Raw genomic sequence first — 24,775 nt, forward strand, 5'->3', positions numbered from 1 at the left:
GGAACTTCCCCCCAAACTTCTGCACAACCTCCCGCCGGGTCAGGCGGCGAAGGAGATGGTTCACGTGTCCGCTACGCCCGTGCTGGCGTTGCGCGGGGTCTCCAAGCGGTTCGGTGCCGTTCAGGCGCTCACCGACGTAGAGCTCGAGATCCACGCCGGTGAGGTGGTCGCCCTGGTCGGCGACAACGGCGCCGGAAAGTCCACGCTGGTCAAGACGATCGCCGGCGTCCACCCCATCGACGAGGGTGCCATCGAATGGGATGGCAAGCCCGTGTCGATCAGCAAGCCGCACGACGCCCAGGCGCTGGGCATCGCGACGGTCTACCAGGACCTCGCGCTGTGCGACAACATCGACGTCGTCGGCAACCTCTTCCTCGGCCGTGAGCTGCGGAAGTGGGGCGTGCTGGACGAGGTCGAGATGGAGCGCCGCGCCCGCGAGCTGCTCACCACGCTGTCGATCCGCATCCCGAGCGTCCGCATCCCGATCGCCTCGCTCTCCGGCGGTCAGCGCCAGACCGTGGCCATCGCCCGCTCCATGCTCGGCGACCCCAAGCTGGTCATCCTCGACGAGCCCACCGCCGCCCTCGGCGTCGAGCAGACCGCCCAGGTGCTCGACCTGGTCGAGCGGCTGCGCGAGCGCGGCCACGCCGTCATCCTCATCAGCCACAACATGGCGGACGTGAAGGCGGTGGCCGACAAGGTCGCCGTCCTGCGCCTCGGCCGCAACAACGGCGTCTTCGAGGTCAGGACGACCTCGCAGGAGGAGATCATCTCCGCCATCACCGGCGCCACCGACAACGCCGTGACCCGCCGTGCCGCGCGCACGTCCAGCGCGAACGGGGAGGCTTCCCAGTGAGCAGCATCGACAAGACCTCCGCCACCGACCTCGGCAAGGCGCCCGCACAGGACGCCACCGCCGTCGAGAACCCCGAGGCCGCCGCCGCCGCGGTCACCGCCGTCGACCCGCGCCTGCTGGTGCAGGAAGAGGGCCTGCTCGGCTACTGGCACGAGTTCAAGCGCAAGATGAAGGCCGGCGAGCTGGGCTCGCTGCCCGTCGTCGTGGGCCTGGCGATCATCTGCGTGATCTTCCAGGTGCTGAACTCCAACTTCCTGTCCGCGCAGAACATCAACGACGTGACGATCACGATGGTCGGCACGGGCATGATCTCCGTCGGCATCGTCTTCGTGCTGCTGCTCGGCGAGATCGACCTCTCGGTCGGCTCGGTCAGCGGCGCGGCCAGCGCCCTGATGGCCGTCCTCGCGGTCAACCAGGGCTGGCCCGAGTGGGCGGCCGTCCTGCTCGCCATCGCCGCCGGTGTCGCCATCGGCGCGCTGCACGGCTTCTTCTTCGCGGTGCTCGGCGCCCCCGCCTTCGCCGTCACGCTGGCCGGCCTGCTGTTCTGGCTCGGCTTCATGCTGAAGGTGCTGGGCGAGGACGGCACGATCAACCTGGACGGCGACGGGCTGGTCGCCAAGCTGACCACGTACTACTTCTCGGACATCGCCGCCGCCTACGGGCTCGCCGTGATCGTGGTCGCGGTGTTCTTCCTCACCTCCTTCCTCGGCAACCGGCGCCGGGAGGCCGCGGGCATCCCGTCCCGGCCGCTGAGCGACACGGTGCTGCGCACGGTGCTGCTGGCCGTGGTCGCCTTCGCCGCCGCCTACATGTACAACCAGTACAAGGGCCTGCCGCTGGCCACGGTGGTCTTCCTGGTGTTCCTCGTCGCGACGGACTTCCTGCTGCGGCGCACCACCTACGGGCGCAAGGTCTTCGCGCTCGGCGGCAGCGTCGAGGCGTCCCGGCGCGCGGGCATCAACGTCACGGCGGTCCGCATCTCCGTGTTCGCCGTCTCCGGCGGGTTCGCGGCCGTCGGCGGCCTCTTCCTGGCCTCCAAGATCGCCTCGGCCAACCAGAGCGCCGGCACCGGCGACCTGCTGATGAACGCGATCGCCGCGGCCGTCATCGGCGGCACCTCCCTCTTCGGCGGGCGCGGCCGGACCTGGAACGCGCTGCTGGGCGTGCTGGTGATCGTGTCCATCCAGTACGGCCTGCAGCTCCAGTCCATCGCGGAGCCGGTGAAGTACATGATCACCGCCGCCGTTCTGCTGACCACCGTCGTGATCGACTCCCTCACGCGCAAGACGCAGAAGACCGCGGGCCGCGCCTAGCACCCGCTCGCCCCAGGGGCGCGGAGTGACCGCGTACCGGCCCGTCGTGGCTGGTCACGCGGTTCTCCGCGCCCCTTCGGGGTCCCCGTCCGGCCCGGCATTAGACTCGGGCGAGCCCGGCAACAGCTCGATCAGCTCTAGTTCAAGGAGGCACGGGTGCCGCTGCTGACCCGCATCAGGGGACCGCGCGATCTGGACCGGCTCAGCCTGGAGGAGCTGGACCAGCTGGCAGAGGAGATCCGCACCTTCCTCGTCGACGCTGTCTCCAAGACCGGCGGCCACCTCGGCCCGAACCTCGGTGTGGTGGAGCTGACCATCGCCCTGCACCGGGTCTTCCACTCGCCCGAGGACAAGGTGCTGTGGGACACGGGCCACCAGTCCTACGTGCACAAGCTGCTCACCGGCCGGCAGGACTTCTCCCGGCTGAAGATGAAGGGCGGCCTGTCGGGCTACCCGGCGCAGTCCGAGTCCGAGCACGACGTCATCGAGAACAGCCACGCCTCCACCGTGCTCGGCTGGGCCGACGGCATCGCCAAGGCCAACGAGCTGCGCGAGCGGGACAGCCGCGTCGTCGCCGTCATCGGTGACGGGGCGCTGACCGGCGGCATGGCCTGGGAGGCGCTGAACAACATCGCCGAGGCCAAGGACCGCCCGCTCGTCATCGTCGTCAACGACAACGAACGCTCCTACGCCCCGACCATCGGCGGCCTCGCCAACCACCTGGCGACCCTGCGCACCACCGACGGCTACGAACGTTTCCTCGCCCGCACCAAGGACATCCTCGACCGCACCCCGGTCGTCGGCAAGCCCCTGTACGAGACCCTGCACGGCGCCAAGAAGGGGCTGAAGGACTTCATCACCCCGCAGGGCATGTTCGAGGACCTGGGCCTGAAGTACGTCGGCCCCATCGACGGCCACGACATCGAGGCCCTGGAGTCGGCGCTCACCCGGGCCAAGCGGTTCGGCGGCCCGGTGATCGTGCACTGCCTGACCGAGAAGGGCCGCGGCTACCAGCCGGCCCTCCAGGACGAGGCCGACCGGTTCCACGCCGTCGGCAGGATCCACCCGGACACCGGGCTGCCGATCGCCACCTCCGGCGCCGACTGGACCTCGGTCTTCGGCGAGGAGATGGTCAGGCTCGGCGAGGAGCGCGAGGACATCGTCGCGATCACCGCCGCCATGCTCCAGCCGGTCGGCCTGGACAAGTTCGCCAAGCGCTTCCCCGAGCGGGTCTACGACGTCGGGATCGCCGAGCAGCACGGCGCCGTCTCCGCGGCGGGCCTCGCCTACGGCGGGCTGCACCCGGTCTTCGCGGTGTACGCCACCTTCCTCAACCGCGCCTTCGACCAGGTCCTCATGGACGTGGCCCTGCACAAGTGCGGGGTGACCTTCGTGCTGGACCGGGCCGGGATCACCGGCACCGACGGCGCCTCGCACAACGGCATGTGGGACATGTCGATCCTCCAGGTGGTGCCCGGGCTCAGGCTGGCCGCGCCGCGCGACGCCGACCAGGTGCGCGCCCAGCTGCGCGAGGCCGTCGCCGTCGAGGACGCGCCGACCGTGGTGCGCTTCTCCAAGGGCGCCGTCGGCCCCGCCGTGCCCGCGGTGGGCCGGGTCGGCGGCATGGACGTGCTGCGCGAGCCCGGCACCGACAGCCCCGACGTGCTGCTGGTCTCCGTGGGCGCCCTCGCCCCGATGTGCCTGGAGATCGCCCACCTGCTCGACAAGCAGGGCATCTCCACCACCGTGGTCGACCCGCGCTGGGTCAAGCCCGTCGACGAGGCCATGGCCCCGCTGGCCGAGCGGCACCGGGTCGTCGTCACCGTCGAGGACAACAGCCGTGCCGGCGGCGTCGGCTCCGCGATCGCCCAGGCCCTCAGGGACGCGGGCGTGGACGTGCCGCTGCGCGACTTCGGCATCCCGCCGCGCTTCCTCGACCACGCCTCCCGCGCCGAGGTCATGGCCGAGATCGGGCTCACCGCGCCCGACATCGCCCGCCAGGTCACCGGGCTGGTCGCCAAGCTCGACGGCCTCCCCGCCGACCGCACGGCCGACACCGTGGAGCCCGCGCGCGACTAGGACCTTTCCTCCCTGGGCCGACGTGCCCGACGGGCCGGTTCCGCCGCCTCCCCCGGTGGCGGAACCGGCCCGTTTGGGTGAACCTGCCTGTGCCGGGGCAAACCGCACCACCGGCCCTCTCGATCATGTCGGGGCCCGGCAAGCGTGGGAGGTGGGTTCGTGAGCAGCACGCTGTTCCGGACGAAGAACGTCGAGCAGTCCATCCAGGACACCGAGGAACCCGAGCACGCGCTCAAGAAGTCACTGTCCGCCCTGGACCTGACCGTCTTCGGCGTCGGCGTCATCATCGGCACCGGCATCTTCGTCCTCACCGGCACGGCCGCGAAGAACACCGCCGGCCCCGCCGTCTCGCTGTCCTTCGTGGTGGCCGGCGCCGCCTGCGCGCTCGCCGCCCTCTGCTACGCCGAGTTCGCCTCCACGGTGCCGGTGGCCGGCTCCGCCTACACCTTCTCCTACGCCTCGCTCGGCGAACTCCCGGCCTGGACCATCGGCTGGGACCTGGTCCTGGAGCTGGCGCTGGGCACGGCGGTGGTCGCGGTCGGCTGGTCCGGCTACATCCACTCGCTGCTCGACAACTGGGGCTGGCACCTGCCCGGGGCGCTCGGCGGCCGGGACGGCGCCACCGGCTTCGGCTTCGACATCCTCGCCGCGGCGCTCGTCCTGCTGCTCACCGCCATCCTCGTCGTCGGCATGAAGGTCTCCGCGCGGGTCACCTCGGTGGTCGTCGGGGTCAAGGTCGCCGTGGTCCTCGTCGTGATCATCGCGGGCGCCTTCTTCGTCAAGGGCGCCAACTACGACCCGTTCATCCCCAAGGAGCAGCCCGCCGAGGCCGGCGGCAGCCTCAAGGCCCCCCTGATCCAGCTGATGTTCGGCTGGGCCCCCTCCCACTTCGGCGTCATGGGCATCTTCACCGCCGCCTCCGTGGTCTTCTTCGCCTTCATCGGCTTCGACGTCGTCGCCACCGCCGCCGAGGAGACCCGCCACCCGCAGCGCGACGTCCCGCGCGGCATCCTCGGCTCCCTGATCATCTGCACCGCCCTGTACGTGGCCGTGTCGATCGTCGTCACCGGCATGCAGAAGTACAGCTCGCTGTCCGTGGAGGCGCCCCTCGCCGACGCCTTCAAGGCCACCGGGCACCCCTGGTACGCGGGCCTGATCAGCTTCGGTGCCGCGGTCGGCCTGACCACCGTGTGCATGATCCTGCTGCTCGGCCAGTCCCGGGTGTTCTTCGCGATGAGCCGCGACGGGCTGCTGCCCCGGTTCTTCTCCCAGACCCACCCGAGGTTCCGCACCCCCTACCGGTCGACCATCCTGCTCGGCGCCGTCATCGCGGTCGTGGCGGGCTTCACCAGCCTCAGCGAACTGGCCGAACTGGTGAACATCGGCACCCTCTTCGCCTTCGCCGTGGTCGCGCTCAGCGTGATCATCCTGCGCCGCACCCGCCCCGACCTGCCCCGGGCCTTCCGCACCCCGCTGGTCCCGCTGGTCCCGGTGCTGTCGGTGCTCGCCTCGCTGTGGCTGATGCTGAACCTGCCCGCGGAGACCTGGCTGCGGTTCGCGATCTGGATGCTGATCGGTTTCGTCGTCTACTTCCTCTACGGCCGCTCGCACAGCCGGCTCGCCACGCGGGAGCGGGCCGCCGCGGACGAGGCCCCGCGCCCGCCCGCCGGACCGGCCCCCTGACACCCGCAGACACCCCGCACGTCCCTCGCGGAAGAGCGCCCCGGGGCCCGATAGCGTGCTGACCATGTTCGCCGCCCCGCTCGCCCCCGCACGGACCGCGATCACCCGGACGGCGTACTGGACGCGACTGCTTCCCCTGCTGGCGGTCCTGGCCTGCGTCACCCGGATCCCCTCCTTCGTCCGGCCGCTGTGGAACCCCGACGAGGGCTACCTCGCCGTCGAGGCCGGGCTGCTCGCCCGGGGCGGGCGGCTCTACGACACGGTGGTGGACCGCAAGCCGCCGCTGCTGCCCTGGCTGTACGAGGCCGCGTTCGCGCTGTGCGGTTCCGGCTCCCTGACCCCCTTGCGGATCCTCGCCGTCCTCGCCCAGCTGCTCACCGCCGTGCTGCTCGCCTCCCTGGCCCGCCGCCACTGGGGCGACCGGGCCGGCCGCACCGCCGGGGTGCTGTACCTGCTGGTGTCGATCGGGCTCAACCCGGAGGACGCGCAGGCCGCCACCTTCGAGGTGTTCATACTGCCCTGGACGGCCGCCGCCCTGTGGTGCGCGGACCGGGGACGCTGGGGCGCGGCCGGGGCCGCCGTCGCCGCCGCGTTCCTGACCAAGCAGACCGGCGGCGCGGTGCTGCTGCCGGTGCTCTGGCTGCTGTGCCGGCGCGGTGCCGTCCGGGCGGGCCTGCCCCGGCTCGCCGCCGGGTTCCTCGCGCCCGTGCTCGGCGCGGCCCTGCTGACGGATCCGGCCGGCTTCCTGTTCTGGACGGTGACCGGCTCCGCCGCCTACGCCTCCGTCACCGGCTCCGCACTCCACGTGCTGGGCCGCGCCCTGACCAACACGGCGATCCTCGCGGCGGCCTCGGCGGGACTGCTCCCGCCCATCGCCCGGGCCGTGCGGGGCGCCCGGGCCCGAGCGGGCGAGCCGCCGTGGCACTGGCTGTGGCCGTGGCTGGGCTCCTCGGCCGTCGCCGTGGCCGCCGGCTGCCACTTCTTCGGCCACTACTACCTGCAACTCCTCCCGCCGCTCACGCTGCTGGCCACGGCCGCGCTGCACGTCCTGCCGGGGGAGCGGCGCCTGGCCGCCGTCGTCACCTCCGGCTGCGCCTGCGCCGTCTTCGTCGGCTGGGGCCTGCTCGCCCCGCGCCCCGAACTCGCGCACGCCCAGCGGCTGGCGGCGGCCCTCGCACACCGCACGGCACCCGGCGACCGGGTCCTGGTGTGGGGGATGCACCCCGAGACGTACTGGCTGGCCGGCCGCGCCCCCGCCACCCGCTACCTGACCGCGGGCCTGCTCACCAACTACAGCGGCGGCCGGGACGGTTCCCGGGTCGGCGAGGCGTACGCCGTCCCCGGCACCTGGCCCGTCTTCCGCCGCGAACTGACCGCGCACGCCCCCGCCCTGATCGCCGACGACTCGCGCGGCGAGCCGTACGCCCCCGCCCGCCTCCCCACCCTGCGCCGCCTCCTGGCGACGGCGTACACGGAGGTCGCCCGGGTGGACGGCGCGATCCTGTACGCCCGCGCGGCGGCACGGCCGGGCGCGGGACCGTAGCGGGCACGCCTCGCGGTGTTCCGCGTGGCGGGGCGGCCGCGGCTCCCGTGGCGCGGACCCGGCGGCCGGCCGGGGCCGTCGCGGGCGCGGTTCAGCCGAGGACCGTGCGGGGGCCCGTCACCTCCGCGCCCAGTTCCGTCACCCGGCGGCGCAGTTCGCGGTCGGCGGTCACCACCAGGCGGGGGCGGCCGGGGCTGCCGGCGGTCAGCTCCACGATGCGGTCGTCACCGCTGCCCGGCGCCGACTCCACCCGCACGCCCGGCACCGACGCCACGCCCCGGGCCGCGCCCTCGACCACCAGCACGATCTCGACCGGCCCCGGACGCCCGGGCAGGCCCTCGCCCGCCAGCCGGTCCCGCAGCCGCTCGGCCGCTCCCCTGCGGTCCTTCCACCAGCCGTCGGGCCGCGACCCGACGACGTTCGCGGCGTCCACGAGGACGAGCGGCGGGGCGGGGGAGGGCGGGGCGTCGAGGGGTCCGGTCATACCGCAAGGGTCGCACGGGCCGAGCCCGGGGGGCGTGCCCCCGGCCGGTCCCGGGCGGCTTAAAGTGAACCGGTGAACGGCGACTGGTTCCTCCGCGGCCGAGACGGCCGCCTCAGCGCGTACCAGCTGTCGGGCGACGCCGTCCTGTGCCGGGCGGAGCGCGGCCCCGGCGGCCCCTGGTCCGCCCCCCGCAAGATGGGCGGCGACCAGAAACTGCACTCCGTCCTGGCGATCGGCCAGGGCGCCGACGGCTACGCCCACCTGGTGTCCTGGCGGCCCACCGTCAGGGGCGAGTCGGGGCTGGTCCACTCCACGCACTTCCGCCCGCACCTGGCCGCCCTGGACTGGCACCCGATCGGCCACCCGAACCGCACCGGCGACCGCACCGGCACCCCCGCGGTCACGGTCGACGCACAGGGCCGCGCCCACGTCTTCGTCCGGAACCGGGGCGGCGGGGTCAGCATGCTCGGCCAGAAGGAGAAGGGCGGCTGGGGTCCCTGGCGGGACCTGAAGGGCAGCGAGGTGCAGGACCAACTGGCCGCGGTGACCGGGGCGTCCGGCACGGTGGAGCTGTACGCGGCCGTCCCCGAGGGCCTGCTGTTCTGGCGTCAGGAGTCGCCCGGCGCCGTGCCCGTGCTGGAGGAGTCCCTGCGGACCCCGGTACGTCCGGGCACCCTGCGCGCCCTGGTCACCTCCCCGGACAGTACGACCGTCTTCTACACCGGAGCCGACGACGCCCTGTGCGCCTGGCGGCCCGGGGGCAAGCCGGTCCCGCTGCTGCCCGTGGCGGGCCCGGGACCGGTCTCGGCGGTCCGCTGCGACCTGGACGGGTTCGACTGCACGCTGCTCGCCCAGCGGACGGCGAGCCGCCGGGTCGCCTTCGCCGCGTACCCGACCGAGCAGGAGTCGGCGGGGGCCTGGTGGACCGAGTCGGGCCCCGAACTGCCGCTGGACGCGCTGGTGTCCCTCGCCCTGGACGAGACGGGCCGCGTGGTGGCGGCGACGCTGTCCCCGTCGACGGGGGAGCTGCTGCTGACCCGGCGCAAGGACGAACCGGGGCTGGCGCTGGAGGCCTGGCGGCGGATCTGAGCACCGGGAAGGAGAAAGGGCCCCCGCCGTGGCGGGGGCCCTTTCCCGTGACCTGCTGCGTTACGCCGGGACGCTCGCCACGCCCGGTGCCAGGAACCTCTTGCCGTTCACGCGCTCGGAGACACCCTCGCGGTCCAGGTACGGCGTGATGCCGCCCAGGTGGAAGGGCCAGCCGGCGCCCGTGATCAGGCACAGGTCGATGTCCTGGGCCTCGGCGACGACGCCCTCGTCGAGCATGAGCCCGATCTCCCCGGCCACCGCGTCCAGCACCCGCGCCCGCACCTGCTCCTCGGTCAGGACGACGTCGCCCTGCTTCAGCAGCGCGGCGACCTCCGGGTCCAGCTCCGGCTTGCCGCTGTCGTAGACGTAGAAGCCGCGCTTGCCCGCCTCCACGACCGCCTTGAGGTTCGGGGAGACCGTGAAGCGGTCCGGGAACGCGCCGTGCAGCGTCTCGGAGACGTGCAGGCCGATCGCCGGGCCGACCAGCTCCAGCAGCACCAGCGGGGACATCGGCAGACCGAGGGGCTCGACGGCCTTCTCGGCGACCTCGACCGGGGTGCCCTCGTCGATGACGTTCTGGATCTCGCCCATGAAGCGGGTCAGGATGCGGTTCACGACGAACGCCGGGGCGTCCTTGACCAGCACCGCGGTCTTCTTCAGCTTCTTGGCGACGGCGAACGCGGTCGCGAGGGACGCGTCGTCGGTCTGCTCGCCGCGGACGATCTCCAGCAGCGGCAGCACCGCGACCGGGTTGAAGAAGTGGAAGCCGACGACCCGCTCGGGGTGCTTCAGCTTCGACGCCATCTCGGTCACGGACAGCGAGGAGGTGTTGGTGGCGAGGATCGCGTGCGCCGGGGCGACCGCCTCCACCTCCGCGAACACCTGCTGCTTGACGCCGATCTCCTCGAACACGGCCTCGATGACGAAGTCCGCGTCAAAGAAGCCCTCGGCCTTGTCCAGGACACCGGTGACCAGCGCCTTGAGGCGGTTGGCCTTGTCCTGGTTGATGCGGCCCTTGGCGAGCAGCTTGTCGATCTCGGCGTGGACGTAGCCCACGCCCTTGTCGACGCGCTCCTGGTCGATGTCGGTCAGCACGACCGGCACCTCCAGGCGGCGCAGGAACAGCAGGGCGAGCTGCGAGGCCATCAGACCGGCGCCGACGACACCGACCTTGGTGACCGGGCGGGCCAGGTTCTTGTCCGGGGCGCCGGCGGGACGCTTGCCGCGCTTCTGGACGAGGTTGAAGGCGTAGATGCCGGCGCGCAGTTCGCCGCCCATGATCAGGTCGGCGAGGGCCTGGTCCTCGGCGTCGAAGCCCTGCTGGAGGTCCTCGTTCTTGGCGGCGGCGATGATGTCCAGGGCGCGGTAGGCGGCCGGGGCCGCGCCGTGCACCTTGCCGTCGGCGATGAACCGGCCCTTGGCGACGGCCTGGTCCCAGGCCTCACCGCGGTCGATCACCGGACGCTCGACGGTGACGTCGCCCTTGAGGACCCGCGCCGTCCAGATCAGCGACTGCTCCAGGAAGTCGGCGCCTTCGAAGAGGGCGTCGGCGATCCCGAGGTCGAAGACCTGCTGGCCCTTGAGCTGCCTGTTCTGGTTCAGCGAGTTCTCGATGATGACCGAGACGGCCTTCTCGGCGCCGATCAGGTTCGGCAGCAGGGTGCAGCCGCCCCAGCCGGGGACCAGGCCGAGGAAGACCTCGGGCAGCGAGAACGCCGGGATCGCCTTGGAGACGGTCCGGTAGGAGCAGTGCAGACCGACCTCGACGCCGCCGCCCATGGCCGCGCCGTTGTAGTACGCGAAGGTCGGGACGGCCAGCTTCGACAGCCGCTTGAAGACCTCGTGGCCGCCCTTGCCGATGGCGAGCGCGTGCTCGTGCTCCTTCAGCAGCTCGACGCCCTTGAGGTCGGCGCCGACGGCGAAGATGAACGGCTTGCCGGTGATGCCGGCACCGACGATCGCGCCCTCGGCCGCCTCCTTCTCGACCTGGTCGATGGCGGTGTTCAGGTTCGCCAGCGAGGCCGGGCCGAAGGTGGTCGGCTTGGTGTGGTCCAGGCCGTTGTCCAGCGTGATCAGCGCGAACCGGCCCGCGCCCAGCGGCAGGTCGAAGTGGCGTACGTGGGCGCTGGTGACGACCTCGTCGGGGAACAGGTCCGAGGCCTGCTTCAGAAGCTCGGCGGTGGTGCTCACTTGTCCCCCTCGAAGTGCGGGTTCTCCCAGATGACCGTCGCGCCCATGCCGAAGCCGACGCACATGGTGGTCAGGCCGTAGCGGACGTGCGGCTGGTCCTCGAACTGGCGGGCCAGCTGCGTCATCAGCCGGACGCCGGAGGAGGCCAGCGGGTGACCGAAGGCGATGGCGCCGCCGTACTGGTTGACGCGCGCGTCGTCGTCGGCGATGCCGTAGTGCTCCAGGAAGGCCAGGACCTGGACGGCGAAGGCCTCGTTGATCTCGAACAGGCCGATGTCGGAGATGGACAGGCCCGCCTTGGCGAGGGCCTTCTCCGTGGCCGGGATCGGGCCGTAGCCCATGACCTCCGGCTCGACGCCCGCGAAGGCGTACGACACCAGGCGCATCTTGACCGGCAGGCCGTGCTCGCGGGCGAAGTCCTCGCTCGCGATGACCGACGCGGTGGCGCCGTCGTTCAGGCCGGCCGCGTTGCCCGCGGTGACCCGGCCGTGGACGCGGAACGGCGTCTTCAGGCCGGCCAGGTTCTCCAGCGTGGTGCCCGGGCGCATCGGCTCGTCGGCGGTGACCAGACCCCAGCCGGTCTCGCCGCCCTCGGGGCTGGTGCGGCGCACCGAGATCGGCACCAGGTCGGCCTGGATCTTGCCGTCGGCGTACGCCTTGGCGGCCTTCTCCTGGGAGCGCACCGCGTACTCGTCGGCGCGCAGCTTGGTGATCGACGGGTACCGGTCGTGCAGGTTCTCGGCGGTCATGCCCATGAAGAGGGCGGACTCGTCGACCAGCTTCTCGGAGACGAAGCGCGGGTTCGGGTCCACGCCCTCGCCCATCGGGTGGCGGCCCATGTGCTCGACACCGCCGGCGATGACGGCGTCGTAGGCGCCGAACGCGATCGAACCGGCGGTGGTCGTCACGGCGGTCAGCGCGCCGGCGCACATGCGGTCGATGGAGTAGCCCGGCACGGACTGCGGCAGGCCCGCGAGGATGCCGGCCGTGCGGCCGAGGGTCAGGCCCTGGTCGCCGATCTGCGTGGTCGCGGCGATGGCGACCTCGTCGATCTTCTTCGGGTCCAGCCCGGGGTTGCGGCGCAGCAGCTCCCGGATCGCCTTCACGACGAGGTCGTCGGCGCGGGTCTCGTGGTAGATGCCCTTCGGGCCCGCCTTGCCGAACGGGGTGCGGACGCCGTCGACGAAGACGACGTCCCTGACGGTACGAGGCACGATGGCTCTCCTCCAGATGCGGGGTGGCACTGCTGCGTTGCGCTGAGCGCGCGCTCAGCCCCATGCTACTTATGAGTAACGTAGCTGCACAGCCCTGTACGGGGGAGCGGTGAACGTCACACCTTCGGGGGAGCCGTCGAACCCTTCGACACCGGCACCGGCACCGGCACCGGCGTGGGCGCCGGCCGGCACCCGCAGCCCCGTCCCGGCCGACACCGCCGGCCCCGCGACCGCCATGATGTCGTCGTCGTACGCGATCGCCGTCGGCCGCGCCTTGCCACAGGAGCCGGTCGCCACCCGCCGGACCCCGGCCGGCTCCGCCGCCCGCCCGGCCTCGTCGAACGCCGCCGCGCGGATGCTCGTGTGTCCGAGGGCCGCCGCCCCGGGCGATCCCGCGGTGCCGAGCGCCGCGCGATGGCGCACCGCCTCGCCGACGGCCCCGGTGTCGTCCGTCCGCACCGAGGTGAGCCCGCCGGCCGGCGACGGGTGGCCGACGGCGACCGCGGGCGGCCCGAGCCGCCGCACCACCGGCGCCCGGGGGCCGTCCGCGCCCAGGCCGGCCACGACGGCCCCGCCGGTGTGCCGCCCCTGCCACCGCGCCCGGAGCGGACCGGCTCCACGCCCGGGACGAACACCCTGCAGAACGGCTCCGGGCCCGGCGCCGTCGAGGAAAGTGCTCCCGGAGTGCCGGACCGGCCGACCCCGTGGCGCCCGTCCGTCCGGTCGCGTGCCATCCCAGGATCTTGGCGTGATCTCGACGTCCCTTTTCCGCTTCCGGAGGCCCTGCGGCGCCCACCGGGAGGTCGTCGGCGACCCGGTGGGGAGGATGCGGCGGCGGCTAGACCTCCTTGGCCGCCAGCGCGTCCACCAGTACCGGCGTCACCAGCTCGATCTGCCAGGGACGCGCACCGTAGCCCGCGAGCGCGGCCGCCACGGATCCGGTGTCCACGACCTTCGGCGGCTCCCAGCAGATCCGGCGCACCGTGTCCGGAGAGATCACGTTCTCCTGCGGCATGGCGAGGCGCTCGGCGAGGGAGGACACCCCGGCCCGCGCGGCGGACAGCCGGGCCGCCGCGGCCGGGTCCTTGTCGGCCCACGCCCGGGGCGGCGGCGGCCCCGCCACGGACTGCCCGGGCTGCGGCAGCGCGGCCTCCGGCAGCGCCTTGGCCCGGTCCACCGCGGCCTGCCACTGCTCCAGCTGCCGCCGTCCCATCCGGTGCCCGAAGCCGTTCAGCGCGGCGAGGGCGTGCACGTTGCCCGGCAGGGCGAGCGCGGCCTCCACGATGGCCGCGTCGCTGAGCACCTTGCCCGGCGAGACGTCCCGGCGCCGGGCGATCCGGTCCCGCGTCTCCCACAGCTCCCGGACCACGCCGAGCTGCCGGCGGCGGCGCACCTTGTGCATCCCGGACGTACGGCGCCAGGGGTCCTTGCGGGGCTCGGGCGGGGGCGCCGTCGCGATCGCGTGGAACTCCTGAAGCGCCCACTCCAGCTTGCCCTGCCGGTCCAGCTCCTTTTCCAGGGCGTCCCGCAGGTCGACGAGCAGCTCGACGTCGAGCGCGGCGTAGCGCAGCCACGGCTCGGGCAGCGGGCGGGTCGACCAGTCGACGGCGGAGTGGCCCTTCTCCAGGACGTAGCCGAGGACGCCCTCGACCATGGCGCCGAGGCCGACCCGGGGGAAGCCGGCCAGCCGTCCGGCCAGCTCGGTGTCGAACAGGCGGGCCGGCACCATGCCTATCTCGCGCAGGCAGGGCAGGTCCTGGGTGGCCGCGTGCAGCACCCACTCGGCGTCGGACAGGGCCGCGCCGAGCCCGGACAGGTCGGGGCAGGCCACGGGGTCGATGAGCGCGGTCCCGGCGCCCTCGCGGCGCAGCTGCACCAGGTAGGCGCGCTGGCCGTAGCGGTAGCCGGAGGCGCGTTCGGCGTCCACGGCGACCGGGCCGGTGCCGGCGGCGAAGGCGGCGGTGACGTGGGCGAGGGCGTCCTCGTCGGCGATCACGGGCGGTATGCCCTCGCGGGGTTCGAGCAAGGGAGTCGGCGCCCCCGTCACAGAAGATCCGGCGTCGTCCGGAGGAGTGCCTCCGGTGGTGCGCAGGGAGCTGTCTGCTGCGGTGTCTTGGGCGTCGGTCACCTGTCAAGGGTATCCGTGTGCGCACGGCGCCCGTCGACGGAACGTTCCGTCGACGGGCGTGGCAGGGGCGTAAACCGGTCAGTGCCGGGGCGGGCCCGGTGCGCCGGAGGGGAGGCGGGACTGCGCCGAAGGGGGCATCGGGTGGGCTCAGTGGATGATGCCGGTGCGCAGGGCGACGGCCACCATGCCGGCCCTGTCCCCGGTGCCCAGCTTGCGGGCGATGCGGGCGAGGTGGCTCTTGACGGTGAGGGCGGACAGGCCCATGGAGACGCCGATCGCCTTGTTCGACTGGCCCTCCGCGACCAGCCGCAGCACCTCGACCTCGCGTCCGGACAGCTCCCGGTAGCCGCCCGGGTGGCTCGGGGCACCCGGGGGGCGGCGGTGCATGCGGGCGGCGCCGAGGGGAGCGGCGCCGGGGCGGGCGGGGAGCCCGATGTTGGTGCGGGTGCCGGTGACGACGTAGCCCTTGACGCCGCCGGCCAGCGCGTTGCGGACCGCGCCGATGTCGTCGGCGGCGGAGAGGGCCAGTCCGTTGGGCCAGCCCGCGGCCCGGGTCTCGGACAGCAGGGTGAGGCCGGAGCCGTCGGGGAGGTGGACGTCGGCGACGCAGATGTCGCGGGGGTTGCCGATGCGGGGACGAGCCTCCGCGATGGACGAGGCTTCGATGACGTCGCGCACGCCGAGCGCCCACAGGTGGCGGGTGACGGTGGAGCGGACGCGCGGGTCGGCCACGACCACCATGGCGGTCGGCTTGTTCGGGCGGTAGGCGACCAGGCTTGCGGGTTGCTCAAGGAGAACGGACACCAGGCCTCCTGGGTGGGGGACGGGGCCGGCTTGTGGGGATGAAGCCGGGACGAACCGTGCTTTCAAGGTCACAGTCGTCTTCGGCAGCAAACTCGTCCGCCTTTAGGGAGTGATCACGATCTAGTGAGTAACAATCTGCGCAATTCGGACACGCGATCGATCACCCGAAGATCGAGTCGGTTCGAGCGAGTGCGATTCGAGTACGGAAAGTGGCCGTATCGACAAAGAGATGGTCAACACGGCGTTTCGTGACGACCCCTCACCGGGACCACGGACCCCCCGTGCCGACGCCCCCTCTACCGGGACTGCGGGCCCCTGCGCTGCGGCAGGGTCACCACCGACGCGTCCCCGGGACCGGCCGGCGGCAGACCCCCCACCTGCGCCAGCAGATCGCACCAGGAGACCAGGTGGGCGGCCGTGTCCGGCACCCCGCCCAGGCCCTCGCGGGGCGTCCACGACGCGCGGATCTCGATCTGCGAGGCGGCGGGCCGTTCCGCCAGCCCGCCGAAGTAGTGCGAGCCCGCCCGCGTGATCGTGCCGCTCGGCTCGCCGTAGGCCAGCCCGCGCGCCTGGAGCGCCCCGGTCAGCCACGACCAGCACACCTCCGGCAGCAGCGGATCGGCCGCCATCTCCGGCTCCAGCTCCGCCCGCACCAGCGTCACCAGCCGGAACGTGCCCCGCCACGCCTCGTGCCCGTCCGGGTCGTGCAGCAGCACCAGCCGCCCGTCGGCCAGCTCCTGCTCGCCGTCGACCACCACCGCCTCCAGCGCGTACGCGTACGGGGCGAGCCGCTGCGGGGCCGGCGTCGGCTCCACCTCGACCTGCGGCCGCGGCCGCGCCGCGCGCAGCGCGTCGACCGCGGCCCGGAACGCCGGCGGCAGCCCGCCGCCCCCCCGCGTCTGAGCGGTGTCCTCCGCGTCGTCCATTCCGTCAGCGCCGTCCGACAGTCGTCCCTGAGCCGCAGCCATGCGGGGAAGAGTAAGGGGAAGCGGGGCTCCGCGCAGGGCAAGACACCCCGCGCCGCCGGTCACCGGTGTCATGCGAGACTTGCCCCGTGACCGCGAACGACACCTCCACGGGCCAGGGGCCCGCAGCCACGTACGACAGCGCGTTCCTGAAGGCGTGCCGGCGCGAACCCGTGCCGCACACGCCCGTGTGGTTCATGCGCCAGGCCGGCCGCTCCCTGCCCGAGTACCGCAAGGTGCGCGAGGGCGTGCCCATGCTGGAGTCCTGCATGCGGCCCGAACTGGTCACCGAGATCACGCTCCAGCCGGTGCGCCGGCACGACGTGGACGCGGCGATCTACTTCAGCGACATCGTCGTCCCGCTGAAGGCCATCGGCATCGACCTGGACATCAAGCCCGGCGTCGGCCCGGTCGTGGAACAGCCCGTCCGCACCCGCGCCGACCTGGCCCGGCTGCGCGACCTCACCCCCGAGGACGTGTCGTACGTCACCGAGGCCATCGGCCTGCTCGTCCGCGAGCTGGGCGGCACCCCGCTGATCGGCTTCGCCGGCGCGCCCTTCACCCTCGCGAGCTACCTGGTCGAGGGCGGTCCCTCGCGCACGTACGAGAACGCCAAGGCCATGATGTACGGCGACCCCGAGCTGTGGGCCGACCTGCTGGACCGGCTCGCCGACATCACGGCCGCCTTCCTGAAGGTGCAGATCGAGGCCGGCGCCAGTGCCGTCCAGCTCTTCGACTCCTGGGCCGGCGCGCTGGCCCCCGCGGACTACCGGCACTCGGTCATGCCGGCCTCCGCGAAGGTCTTCGACGCGGTCGCCGGCTACGGCGTGCCGCGCATCCACTTCGGCGTCGGCACCGGCGAGCTGCTGAAGCTCCTGGGCGAGGCCGGCGCGGACGTCGTCGGCGTCGACTGGCGCGTCCCGCTGGACGAGGCCGCCCGCCGCGTCGGCCCCGGCAAGGCGCTCCAGGGCAACCTGGACCCGACCGTGCTGTTCACCGACAAGGACACCGTCGAGGCCAAGGCCCGCGAGGTGCTGGACGCCGCCGCCGGTCTGGAGGGGCACGTCTTCAACCTCGGCCACGGCGTCATGCCGAACACCGACCCGGACGCGCTGACCCGGCTCGTGGAGTACGTCCACACCGCGACCGCGCGCTGACTCACCAGGCGGAACGGGGCCGCGCGCGCCTGCCGAACAGCAGGCCGGGCGGCTCCGGCGGGGGCGGGGTACCGGGCTTGAGCGGCCAGGCGAGCAGCATGCCCGCCACGAAGCCGGCCACATGCGCCGCGTACGCCACCGTTCCCGCGCCGGACACCCCGTGCCCGGAGGAGTACACCGCCTGGAGGGCGAACCAGAACCCGAGCACCAGCCAGGCGGGCAGCCGCAGCGGCAGGAACACCAGGAACGGCACCAGCACCCACACCCTGGCCCTCGGATACAGCACCAGATAGGCGCCGAGCACCCCCGCGATCGCGCCGGACGCGCCGATCAGCGGGTCTGCGGAGGTGTCGTTGAGCAGCGCGAAGCCGTACCCGGCCGCGTAGCCGCACACCACGTAGAAGAGGAAGAAGCGGATGTGGCCCATCCGGTCCTCGACGTTGTTGCCGAAGATCAGCAGGAACAGCATGTTCCCCAGCAGGTGCGGCCAGCCGCCGTGCAGGAACATCGCCGTGAACACCGACAGCGGCGGCGACTTGTCGTAGCCCGGCGGCGCCACGACACAGCCCGGACCGTGCGGCCCCACGCCGACCTCCCCGGTCGGCACCAGCCGGGGCAGCCGGTCGTGGATCAGCTCCCGGGGGACCGCCGCGTAGTGGTCCATGAACGCCTGCAGATCGCACAGCTGCGCCAGCCTGGTGCCGCCGGTCACGGACCCGGCCATGCCGGGCGTGACGAGGAACACCAGCACGTTGGCGGCGATGAGCGCGTACGTCACCCAGGGGGTGCGGCGCACGGGGTTCACGTCATGGACGGGGATGACCACACACCAGGAGTGCCCGCGATCGCGCCCGCGTATCAGCGCGCCCGCCGCGGGTCAGGTCGACCGCACCCGCGACGCGGCCTTGCGCGCGGCCACCAGCACCGGGTCCCACACCGGTGAGAACGGCGGGGCGTAGCCCAGGTCCAGGGCCGTCATCTGCTCCACCGTCATCCGCGCGGTGAGCGCCACCGCCGCGATGTCCACCCGCTTCGCCGCCCCCTCCCGGCCGACGATCTGCACGCCCAGCAGCCGTCCCGTGCGGGACTCGGCGAGCATCTTGACCGTCATGGGCGCGGCCCCCGGGTAGTAGCCGGCGCGGCTGGTCGACTCGATGGTGACCGTCTCGAACCGCAGCCCCACCCGGCGGGCGTCCTTCTCCCGCAGGCCCGTGCGCGCGATCTCCAGGTCGCACACCTTGCTCACCGCCGTGCCGACGACACCGGGGAAGGTGGCGTAGCCGCCGCCCGCGTTGGTGCCGATGACCTGGCCGTGCTTGTTGGCGTGGGTGCCGAGCGGCACGTACTGCTCCTGCCCGGAGACCAGGTTCAGCACCTCCACGCAGTCGCCGCCCGCCCAGACGTCCTCCCGTCCGCGCACCCGCATCGCCAGGTCGGTGAGCAGCCCGCCGTGGGTGCCGAGCGGCAGTCCGGCCGCCCGGGCGAGGGACGTCTCCGGGCGGACGCCGATGCCCAGGACGACCACGTCCGCCGGGAACTCGGCGTCCCGCGTGGCCACCGCCCGCACCCGGCCCCCCTCGCCGGTGAGCACCCCGGTCACCTCGGCGTCGTTGACCATGGTGATGCCGAGGCCCTCCATGGCCCGGTGCACCAGCCGCCCCATGTCCGGGTCCAGCGTCGACATCGGCTCCCGGCCCCGGTTGACGACCGTCACCTCGAAGCCCCGGTCGATCAGCGCCTCGGCCATCTCGACACCGATGTAGCCGGCGCCCACGACCACGGCCCGGCGGCCGCGCGTGCGCTCCAGCGTGTCCAGCAGGGCCTGGCCGTCGTCGAGCGTCTGCACCCCGTGCACCCCGGGTGCGTCCGCACCGGGCAGGTCCGGGCGGACCGGCCGCGCACCGGTGGCGACGACCAGCTTGTCGTACGAGGTCCAGGACTCGGCGCCGGAGTCGACGTCCCGCGCGCGCACCCGCTGCCGGGCCACGTCGATCTCCGTGACCTCCGTGCGCATCCGCAGATCGATGTCCCGCGCGCGGTGCTCCTCCGCCGTCCGCGCGATCAGCCGGTCCCGCTCCGGGACCCGGCCGCCCACCCAGTACGGGATGCCGCACGCCGAGTAGGAGGTGAAGTGGCCGCGCTCGAACGCCACGATCTCCAGTTCCCCGGGCCCCCGCAGCCGCCGCGCCTGCGACGCCGCCGACATGCCCGCGGCGTCGCCCCCGATCACGACCAGCCGTTCCCTGCCGCCGATGCTCATGGGAACACGCTACGGGCCGCCCCCCGTTCAGTCCCGGCCGCCCCCCGCGGGCCGCTCGCCGGACTCCGGCGCCGGACGGGCCGACGGCAGCGGGCCGAGCGCGGCCGGCACGGGCACCCGCTCCGCGCGGCGCGGCAGCCGGGGCCGTACGACGCGCAGCCACAGCAGCGCGAGCAGCGCGACGAGGGCCGCGCACGGCAGGGCGGCACCGAGCGCGAGGGCGGTCCAGCGCAGCACGGTGACGCACACCCGCCAGCCGCCCGCGAGCGCGTCCGCGAAGCCCGGCGCGCCGTCACCGGACGCCTCCCGCACCGGGGCCCTGGTCAGCGACAGGGTGAGGGTGGCCAGCGCGGTGCGGTCCTTCAGCGACGCCTGCCGGGCCAGCAGCGCCTCCAGGTCGGCCTGACGGCTGCTCAGCTCGCCCTCCAGCGCCACGACGTCGCTCAGCCTGCCCGCCTTGTCCATCAGCGCGCGGATCCGGTCGACACTGGCCCGCTGCGACCGGATCCGGCTGTCCACGTCCACGACCTGGTCGGTGACGTCCACCGCCTTGGCCGTGCGGTCCACCAGCCGGCCCGCGCCCTCCAGACCGGTGAGGACCGCGTCGTAGCGCTCGGCGGGCACCCGCAGCACCACCCTGGTGCGCTCGTGGCCGTCCGCGTCCCGGCTCGTCGTCTCGTCGCCGACGTAACCGCCCGCGTCCTCGGCGGCGGACCGGGCCGCCGCCAGGGCCTTGGGCACGTCCTCGACCTCGACGGTCAGGGACGCCGTGCGGACGACCGCGTCGGGGGCGAGCCGGGGCGTCCGGCTCCCGGCCCCGCCCTTGCCCCCGGCCGGGACCGCCGCGCCGCCGGGGGCGCCCGCCCGCTCGGCCCCGCTGCCGGAGGCGGCCTTCGCGGAGCCGCCGCCGGCGTCGTCCCCGCCGCCGCACCCGGCGAGCGCGAGCGAGGCGGCCAGCAGGACCCCGGCCAGGGCCCGGAGACGACGTGCGGTGCGTGGAGTGCGCATGGACGGTACCCCTCGGTGTCGTGGGCTGTGACGGTCCTACGACGGCGCAAGGCGCGGGAACGTTCGCCGGCGCCGGTCGCGATGCGGTCACGGCCCGGACGCGGGCCGGACACCGGGCCCCGGCCGCGGTGCCGGCGGGGTCTGAGAGAGTGGGGACATGAGCACAACGGGTAGGGGCCTGGGGCACGTCGTCGTCATCGGGGCCGGCATCGCCGGGCTGGCCGCCGCGCACCGCCTGCTGGGGCGCGGCGTGCGCGTGACCGTGCTGGAGGCGGGCGACCGGGTCGGCGGCAAGCTGCTGCCCGGCGAGATCGCCGGCGTCCGGGTCGACCTCGGCGCCGAGTCCATGCTGGCCCGCCGCCCCGAGGCGGTGGCCCTCGCGCGCGAGGCGGGCCTCGGCGAGGCGCTCCAGCCGCCGGCCACCGCGACCGCCGCGCTCTGGACCCGGGGCGCCCTGCGGCCCATGCCCAAGGGCCACGTGATGGGCGTGCCCGGCACCGCCGCCGCCCTCTCCGGCGTCCTCTCCGACGAGGGCCTGGCCCGCATCGAACGCGACGCCGACCTCCCCCGCACCGAAACCGGCGACGACGTGGCCGTGGGCGAGTACGTGGCGGCCCGGCTCGGCCGCGAGGTCGTCGACCGGCTCGTGGAGCCCCTGCTCGGCGGGGTGTACGCGGGCGACGCCTACCGCATCTCGATGCGCTCGGCCGTCCCGCAGCTCTTCCAGGCCGCCCGCGCCCACACCTCCCTGACCGAGGGCGTCCGCGAGATCCAGGCGCGGGCCGCCGCGCACCAGCGGACCGGACCCGTCTTCATGGGCATCGCCGGCGGCATCGGGCGGCTGCCGCTCGCGGTCGCCGAGTCGGTGCGCGCCCGCGGCGGCGAGATCCTCACCGGCACCCCCGCCCGCGCACTGCGCCGGGAGCCGGACGGCTGGCGGGTCACCGCCGGCGAGCGCGTGCTGCGCGCCGACGCGGTCGTCGTCGCCGTACCCGCCCCGGCGGCCGCCCGGCTGCTGCGCGCCGAGTCCCCGGGCGCCGCCGCCGAGCTGGCCGCCGTCGAGTACGCCTCCATGGCCCTGGTCACCCTCGCCTACCGGCGCGCCGACGCGCGCCTGCCCGAGGGCAGCGGCTTCCTCGTGCCGCCCGTCGACGGCCGCACCATCAAGGCGTCCACCTTCGCCTCCCACAAGTGGGGCTGGATCGCCGAGGAGGACCCGGACCTGGTGGTGCTGCGCACCTCCGTGGGCCGCCACGGCGAGACGGAGATCCTCGGCCGGGACGACGCCGGCCTGGTGGAGGTCTCCCGGCACGACCTGCGGGAGGCCGTCGGCCTGGCCGCCGCACCGGTCGCCACCACGGTCACCCGCTGGACCGACGGCCTGCCCCAGTACCCCGTCGGGCACCACGCGCGCGTGGCCCGCGTCCGCGAGCACGTCGCCAAGCTCCCGGGGCTCGCGGTGTGCGGCGCCCCCTACGACGGCGTCGGCATCCCGGCGTGCATCGCGAGCGCGTACGCCGCGGTGGACGAGCTGGGCGGCGACCGCGGCGGTGTGCGGGAACTGACGGCCAACCCGGTGCAGAGCCTGCACGGCGGAGCGGGAGAATAGGGACCATGAGTGACGACGCCCCCATCACCGAGTCCGGCAGGATCCCGAACAAGGGCAAGCTGGCCAAGGACCTCAACGAGGTCATCCGCTACACCCTCTGGTCGGTCTTCAGGCTGAAGGACGTCCTGCCGGAGGACCGCGCCGGTTACGCCGACGAGGTCCAGGAGCTGTTCGACCAGCTCGCCGCCAAGGACGTCACGGTCCGCGGCACCTACGACGTCTCGGGTCTGCGCGCCGACGCCGACCTCATGATCTGGTGGCACGCCGAGACCAGCGACCAGCTCCAGGAGGCGTACAACCTCTTCCGCCGCACGAGGCTGGGCCGCGCGCTGGAGCCGGTCTGGTCGAACATGGCGCTGCACCGCCCGGCCGAGTTCAACCGCTCGCACATCCCGGCGTTCCTCGCCGACGAGACGCCCCGCGACTACGTCAGCGTCTACCCGTTCGTGCGCTCCTACGACTGGTACCTGCTGCCCGACGAGGACCGCCGCCGCATGCTCGCCGACCACGGCAAGATGGCCCGCGGCTACCCGGACGTGCGCGCCAACACGGTCGCCTCGTTCTCCCTCGGCGACTACGAGTGGATCCTCGCCTTCGAGGCCGACGAGCTGTACCGCATCGTCGACCTCATGCGCCACCTGCGCGCCTCCGAGGCCCGCATGCACGTCCGCGAGGAGGTCCCGTTCTACACGGGCCGCCGCAAGGACATCGGGGAACTGGTGGCGGGCCTGGCGTAAGGCGCCCCGTCAGGCGCCTTCGGCGGGCCCGGCCGCCGGAGGCCGGCGCGGCGCGCACGACGCGTTCCGCGCCGGGACGCGGCCCCGGAGCAGATACGCGTCCAGGTAGCCGTTGACGCACGCGTTCGGCCCGCCCGCGATCCCGTGCGTCCCCGCGTCCCGCTCCGTCACCAGCACCGACCCGGCCAGCCGCCGGTTCGTCTCCAGCGCCCCCCGGTACGGCGCCGCGGCGTCCCGCTCGGCCGCCAGGATCAGCACCGGCGGCAGCTCGCCCGGCCCGGTCCGCACGTCCAGCGGCCGCTGCCGGGGCGCCGGCCAGTAGGCGCACGGCAGGTTCGTGAAGGCGTTGTCCCAGGTCTCGAAGGGTGCCACCCGGGCCAGCCGGGTGTTGTCGCGGTCCCACACCTTCCAGTCCGTCGGCCAGGGGGCGTCGTTGCACTCGACGGCCGTGTACACCGCCGCGGAGTTCTCCGCCTCGGCGGCCGTTGCCGGGTCCGGCACGGCCAGCCGGATCAGCGGCTTGGCGTCGCCGCGCAGGTACGCCGAGAGGGCCGCGGCCCGGCTCGGCCAGTACTCCTCGTAGTACGCGGCGGTCAGGAACACGTTCTGCAGCTGGCCGGGGCCCACCTTGCCGCCCGCCGGCTTCGCGGCCAGCCGCTCGCGCGCGATGTCGTAGCCGCGCCGCACCCGCGCGGACGTGGTGCCGAGCCGGTAGACGTCGTCGTGCCGGGCGATCCACCGGCGGAAGTCCGCCCAGCGGTCCTCGAACGCCGCCGACTGCTCCAGGTTGCCGCGGTACCAGATCTTCCGCGGGTCCGGGTCCACCGCCGCGTCCAGCACCATGCGCCGCACGTGCGAGGGGAACATCGCCGCGTACAGCGCGCCGAAGTAGGTGCCGTACGAGGCGCCCAGGAACGTCAGCCGGTCCTCGCCCAGCGCGGCCCGCAGCACGTCCAGGTCCCGGGCGTTGTTCAGCGAGGTGTAGAACCCGAGCCGGCTCCCGGACCGCCGGGCGCAGCCGCGCGCGTACGCCTTCGCCCGTGCGATGCGCTCCCGCTTGTACGCCTCCGACGGGTGCGTCGGCGCCGCGCTGGGCGCCTTGAAGAAGTGCCCGGGGTCCTCGCAGGACAGCGGCGCCGACCGGCCCACCCCGCGCGGGGCGTAGCCGATCAGGTCGTAGACGGCGGCGATCCGCTGCCACCGCGGCACCGTGCCGATCAGCGGGAAGTACATGCCGGAGGCGCCGGGGCCGCCCGGGTTGAAGACCAGGGCGCCCTGCCGGGGGATCCGCCGCTTGCTGTTGTGCGGGTCCTTCTGGGTGGCCCGGGCCCGGCTGACGGTCAGCCTGATCTGCCTGCCGTCCGGGTGGGCGTAGTCCAGCGGGACGCTCACCGTGCCGCACCGCACCCCGGCCGGCGTTCCCGGCACCTCGGCCGCGGGGCACGGACCGAAGTCGATGCCGGCGTCCCGGGCGCGGGCCACGGCCACCGCGGTGCCGCGCAGTTCGGCGGCGCCGGGGGCGGCCGGGGCGTGCGGGGTGCCGGGCGTGCCGCCCGCCGGGGCCGCGGCCAGGGTGGTCAGGAGCAAGGACCCGGCGGCCGAGTACAGGGCGGCAGCTCTCATCGCGTATCCCTCCGGTGCGCGGCGGCGGTGGCA

General features: G+C 73.8%; 20 protein-coding genes. 9 read left to right on the plus strand and 11 right to left on the minus strand.

Annotated elements, in window-relative coordinates; all coding sequences use genetic code 11:
* Window positions 1–55: 55 nt before the first annotated feature.
* From ACZ63H_RS12350 to ACZ63H_RS12370, 5 genes are all read left to right on the plus strand, one after another.
* Window positions 56–856, plus strand: a complete 801-nt coding sequence (locus ACZ63H_RS12350) for an ATP-binding cassette domain-containing protein (protein ID WP_467938127.1) — start codon at window positions 56–58, stop codon at window positions 854–856.
* The gene (locus ACZ63H_RS12355; protein ID WP_469864066.1) at window positions 853–2,169 is read left to right on the plus strand and encodes a sugar ABC transporter permease; all 1,317 of its coding nucleotides are present in this window, start codon (window positions 853–855) and stop codon (window positions 2,167–2,169) included. Before ACZ63H_RS12350 ends, ACZ63H_RS12355 begins: the two co-directional genes overlap by 4 nt.
* Before the next feature lie 156 nt (window positions 2,170–2,325).
* On the plus strand, window positions 2,326–4,248 hold the full coding sequence (gene dxs, locus ACZ63H_RS12360) for a 1-deoxy-D-xylulose-5-phosphate synthase (protein WP_469864068.1): 1,923 nt from the start codon (window positions 2,326–2,328) through the stop codon (window positions 4,246–4,248).
* Window positions 4,249–4,407: 159 nt separating this feature from the next.
* A complete protein-coding gene (locus ACZ63H_RS12365; RefSeq protein ID WP_469864070.1) occupies window positions 4,408–5,931 on the plus strand; it encodes an amino acid permease in 1,524 nt (507 codons plus the stop codon).
* Between the two features lie 64 nt (window positions 5,932–5,995).
* The gene (locus tag ACZ63H_RS12370) at window positions 5,996–7,474 is read left to right on the plus strand and encodes an ArnT family glycosyltransferase (protein ID WP_469864072.1); all 1,479 of its coding nucleotides are present in this window, start codon (window positions 5,996–5,998) and stop codon (window positions 7,472–7,474) included.
* Between the two features lie 91 nt (window positions 7,475–7,565).
* Here the strand turns inward: ACZ63H_RS12370 and ACZ63H_RS12375 are convergent, their stop codons facing one another.
* A complete protein-coding gene (locus ACZ63H_RS12375; protein WP_469864074.1) occupies window positions 7,566–7,958 on the minus strand; it encodes a PIN domain-containing protein in 393 nt (130 codons plus the stop codon).
* A gap of 72 nt (window positions 7,959–8,030) precedes the next feature.
* Here ACZ63H_RS12375 and ACZ63H_RS12380 point away from each other — a divergent pair, with 72 nt between their 5' ends.
* Window positions 8,031–9,047 (plus strand): PLL family lectin, encoded by a 1,017-nt coding sequence (locus tag ACZ63H_RS12380; protein WP_469864076.1) that lies wholly within the window; start codon window positions 8,031–8,033, stop codon window positions 9,045–9,047.
* Window positions 9,048–9,107: 60 nt separating this feature from the next.
* On the opposite strand, the gene ACZ63H_RS12385 is transcribed toward ACZ63H_RS12380, so the two are convergent.
* From ACZ63H_RS12385 to ACZ63H_RS12410, 6 genes are all read right to left on the minus strand, one after another.
* Window positions 9,108–11,237, minus strand: coding sequence for a 3-hydroxyacyl-CoA dehydrogenase NAD-binding domain-containing protein (locus tag ACZ63H_RS12385; RefSeq protein WP_469864078.1), 2,130 nt, complete (start codon window positions 11,235–11,237; stop codon window positions 9,108–9,110).
* Complete coding sequence (locus ACZ63H_RS12390) at window positions 11,234–12,451, minus strand: thiolase family protein (RefSeq protein WP_469864080.1); 1,218 nt, start codon at window positions 12,449–12,451, stop codon at window positions 11,234–11,236. Before ACZ63H_RS12390 ends, ACZ63H_RS12385 begins: the two co-directional genes overlap by 4 nt.
* Window positions 12,452–12,520: 69 nt before the next feature.
* Window positions 12,521–13,015, minus strand: a complete 495-nt coding sequence (locus ACZ63H_RS12395; RefSeq protein WP_469864082.1) for a type 1 periplasmic-binding domain-containing protein — start codon at window positions 13,013–13,015, stop codon at window positions 12,521–12,523.
* A gap of 274 nt (window positions 13,016–13,289) precedes the next feature.
* Window positions 13,290–14,579, minus strand: coding sequence for a ribonuclease D (locus ACZ63H_RS12400; protein ID WP_469864084.1), 1,290 nt, complete (start codon window positions 14,577–14,579; stop codon window positions 13,290–13,292).
* A 147-nt stretch (window positions 14,580–14,726) separates the two neighbouring features.
* Window positions 14,727–15,383, minus strand: a complete 657-nt coding sequence (locus ACZ63H_RS12405; RefSeq protein WP_069778144.1) for a response regulator transcription factor — start codon at window positions 15,381–15,383, stop codon at window positions 14,727–14,729.
* A 296-nt stretch (window positions 15,384–15,679) separates the two neighbouring features.
* A complete protein-coding gene (locus ACZ63H_RS12410) occupies window positions 15,680–16,351 on the minus strand; it encodes a DUF3000 domain-containing protein (RefSeq protein WP_469864086.1) in 672 nt (223 codons plus the stop codon).
* An 86-nt stretch (window positions 16,352–16,437) separates the two neighbouring features.
* Between ACZ63H_RS12410 and hemE the strand changes: the two genes are divergently transcribed.
* Window positions 16,438–17,505, plus strand: a complete 1,068-nt coding sequence (gene hemE, locus ACZ63H_RS12415) for a uroporphyrinogen decarboxylase (protein ID WP_469864088.1) — start codon at window positions 16,438–16,440, stop codon at window positions 17,503–17,505.
* Between the two features lies 1 nt (window position 17,506).
* Here hemE and ACZ63H_RS12420 read toward each other — a convergent pair whose 3' ends face one another.
* The 3 genes from ACZ63H_RS12420 to ACZ63H_RS12430 are packed head-to-tail and all read right to left on the minus strand — an operon-like array spanning window position 17,507 to window position 20,773.
* The gene (locus tag ACZ63H_RS12420; protein WP_469864090.1) at window positions 17,507–18,331 is read right to left on the minus strand and encodes a rhomboid family intramembrane serine protease; all 825 of its coding nucleotides are present in this window, start codon (window positions 18,329–18,331) and stop codon (window positions 17,507–17,509) included.
* A 51-nt stretch (window positions 18,332–18,382) separates the two neighbouring features.
* Entirely contained in the window at window positions 18,383–19,765 is a 1,383-nt protein-coding gene (locus ACZ63H_RS12425) for an FAD-dependent oxidoreductase (RefSeq protein WP_469864092.1), read from the minus strand.
* A 27-nt stretch (window positions 19,766–19,792) separates the two neighbouring features.
* Window positions 19,793–20,773 carry a DUF4349 domain-containing protein gene (locus ACZ63H_RS12430; RefSeq protein ID WP_469864094.1) on the minus strand — a complete coding sequence of 327 codons (981 nt, stop codon included), beginning with the start codon at window positions 20,771–20,773 and terminating at the stop codon, window positions 19,793–19,795.
* Between the two features lie 157 nt (window positions 20,774–20,930).
* Here ACZ63H_RS12430 and hemG point away from each other — a divergent pair, with 157 nt between their 5' ends.
* A complete protein-coding gene (gene hemG, locus ACZ63H_RS12435; protein WP_469864096.1) occupies window positions 20,931–22,382 on the plus strand; it encodes a protoporphyrinogen oxidase in 1,452 nt (483 codons plus the stop codon).
* Window positions 22,383–22,387: 5 nt separating this feature from the next.
* The gene (gene hemQ, locus ACZ63H_RS12440) at window positions 22,388–23,119 is read left to right on the plus strand and encodes a hydrogen peroxide-dependent heme synthase (RefSeq protein ID WP_469864098.1); all 732 of its coding nucleotides are present in this window, start codon (window positions 22,388–22,390) and stop codon (window positions 23,117–23,119) included.
* 9 nt (window positions 23,120–23,128) lie between these two features.
* On the opposite strand, the gene ACZ63H_RS12445 is transcribed toward hemQ, so the two are convergent.
* Complete coding sequence (locus ACZ63H_RS12445) at window positions 23,129–24,742, minus strand: alpha/beta hydrolase (RefSeq protein ID WP_469864100.1); 1,614 nt, start codon at window positions 24,740–24,742, stop codon at window positions 23,129–23,131.
* Between the last annotated feature and the right edge of the window lie 33 nt (window positions 24,743–24,775).

The sequence above is a fragment of the Streptomyces sp. NPDC104831 genome (assembly GCF_055583025.1).

Coding starts and splice junctions, on each gene's coding strand:
- ACZ63H_RS12410 (WP_469864086.1), bottom strand. CDS start 16,351: ATGGCTGCGGCTCAGGGACGACTGTCGGACGGCGCTGACGGAATGGAC.
- ACZ63H_RS12425 (WP_469864092.1), bottom strand. CDS start 19,765: ATGAGCATCGGCGGCAGGGAACGGCTGGTCGTGATCGGGGGCGACGCC.
- hemG (WP_469864096.1), top strand. CDS start 20,931: ATGAGCACAACGGGTAGGGGCCTGGGGCACGTCGTCGTCATCGGGGCC.
- ACZ63H_RS12430 (WP_469864094.1), bottom strand. CDS start 20,773: ATGCGCACTCCACGCACCGCACGTCGTCTCCGGGCCCTGGCCGGGGTC.
- ACZ63H_RS12375 (WP_469864074.1), bottom strand. CDS start 7,958: ATGACCGGACCCCTCGACGCCCCGCCCTCCCCCGCCCCGCCGCTCGTC.
- ACZ63H_RS12370 (WP_469864072.1), top strand. CDS start 5,996: ATGTTCGCCGCCCCGCTCGCCCCCGCACGGACCGCGATCACCCGGACG.
- hemQ (WP_469864098.1), top strand. CDS start 22,388: ATGAGTGACGACGCCCCCATCACCGAGTCCGGCAGGATCCCGAACAAG.
- ACZ63H_RS12445 (WP_469864100.1), bottom strand. CDS start 24,742: ATGAGAGCTGCCGCCCTGTACTCGGCCGCCGGGTCCTTGCTCCTGACC.
- ACZ63H_RS12350 (WP_467938127.1), top strand. CDS start 56: ATGGTTCACGTGTCCGCTACGCCCGTGCTGGCGTTGCGCGGGGTCTCC.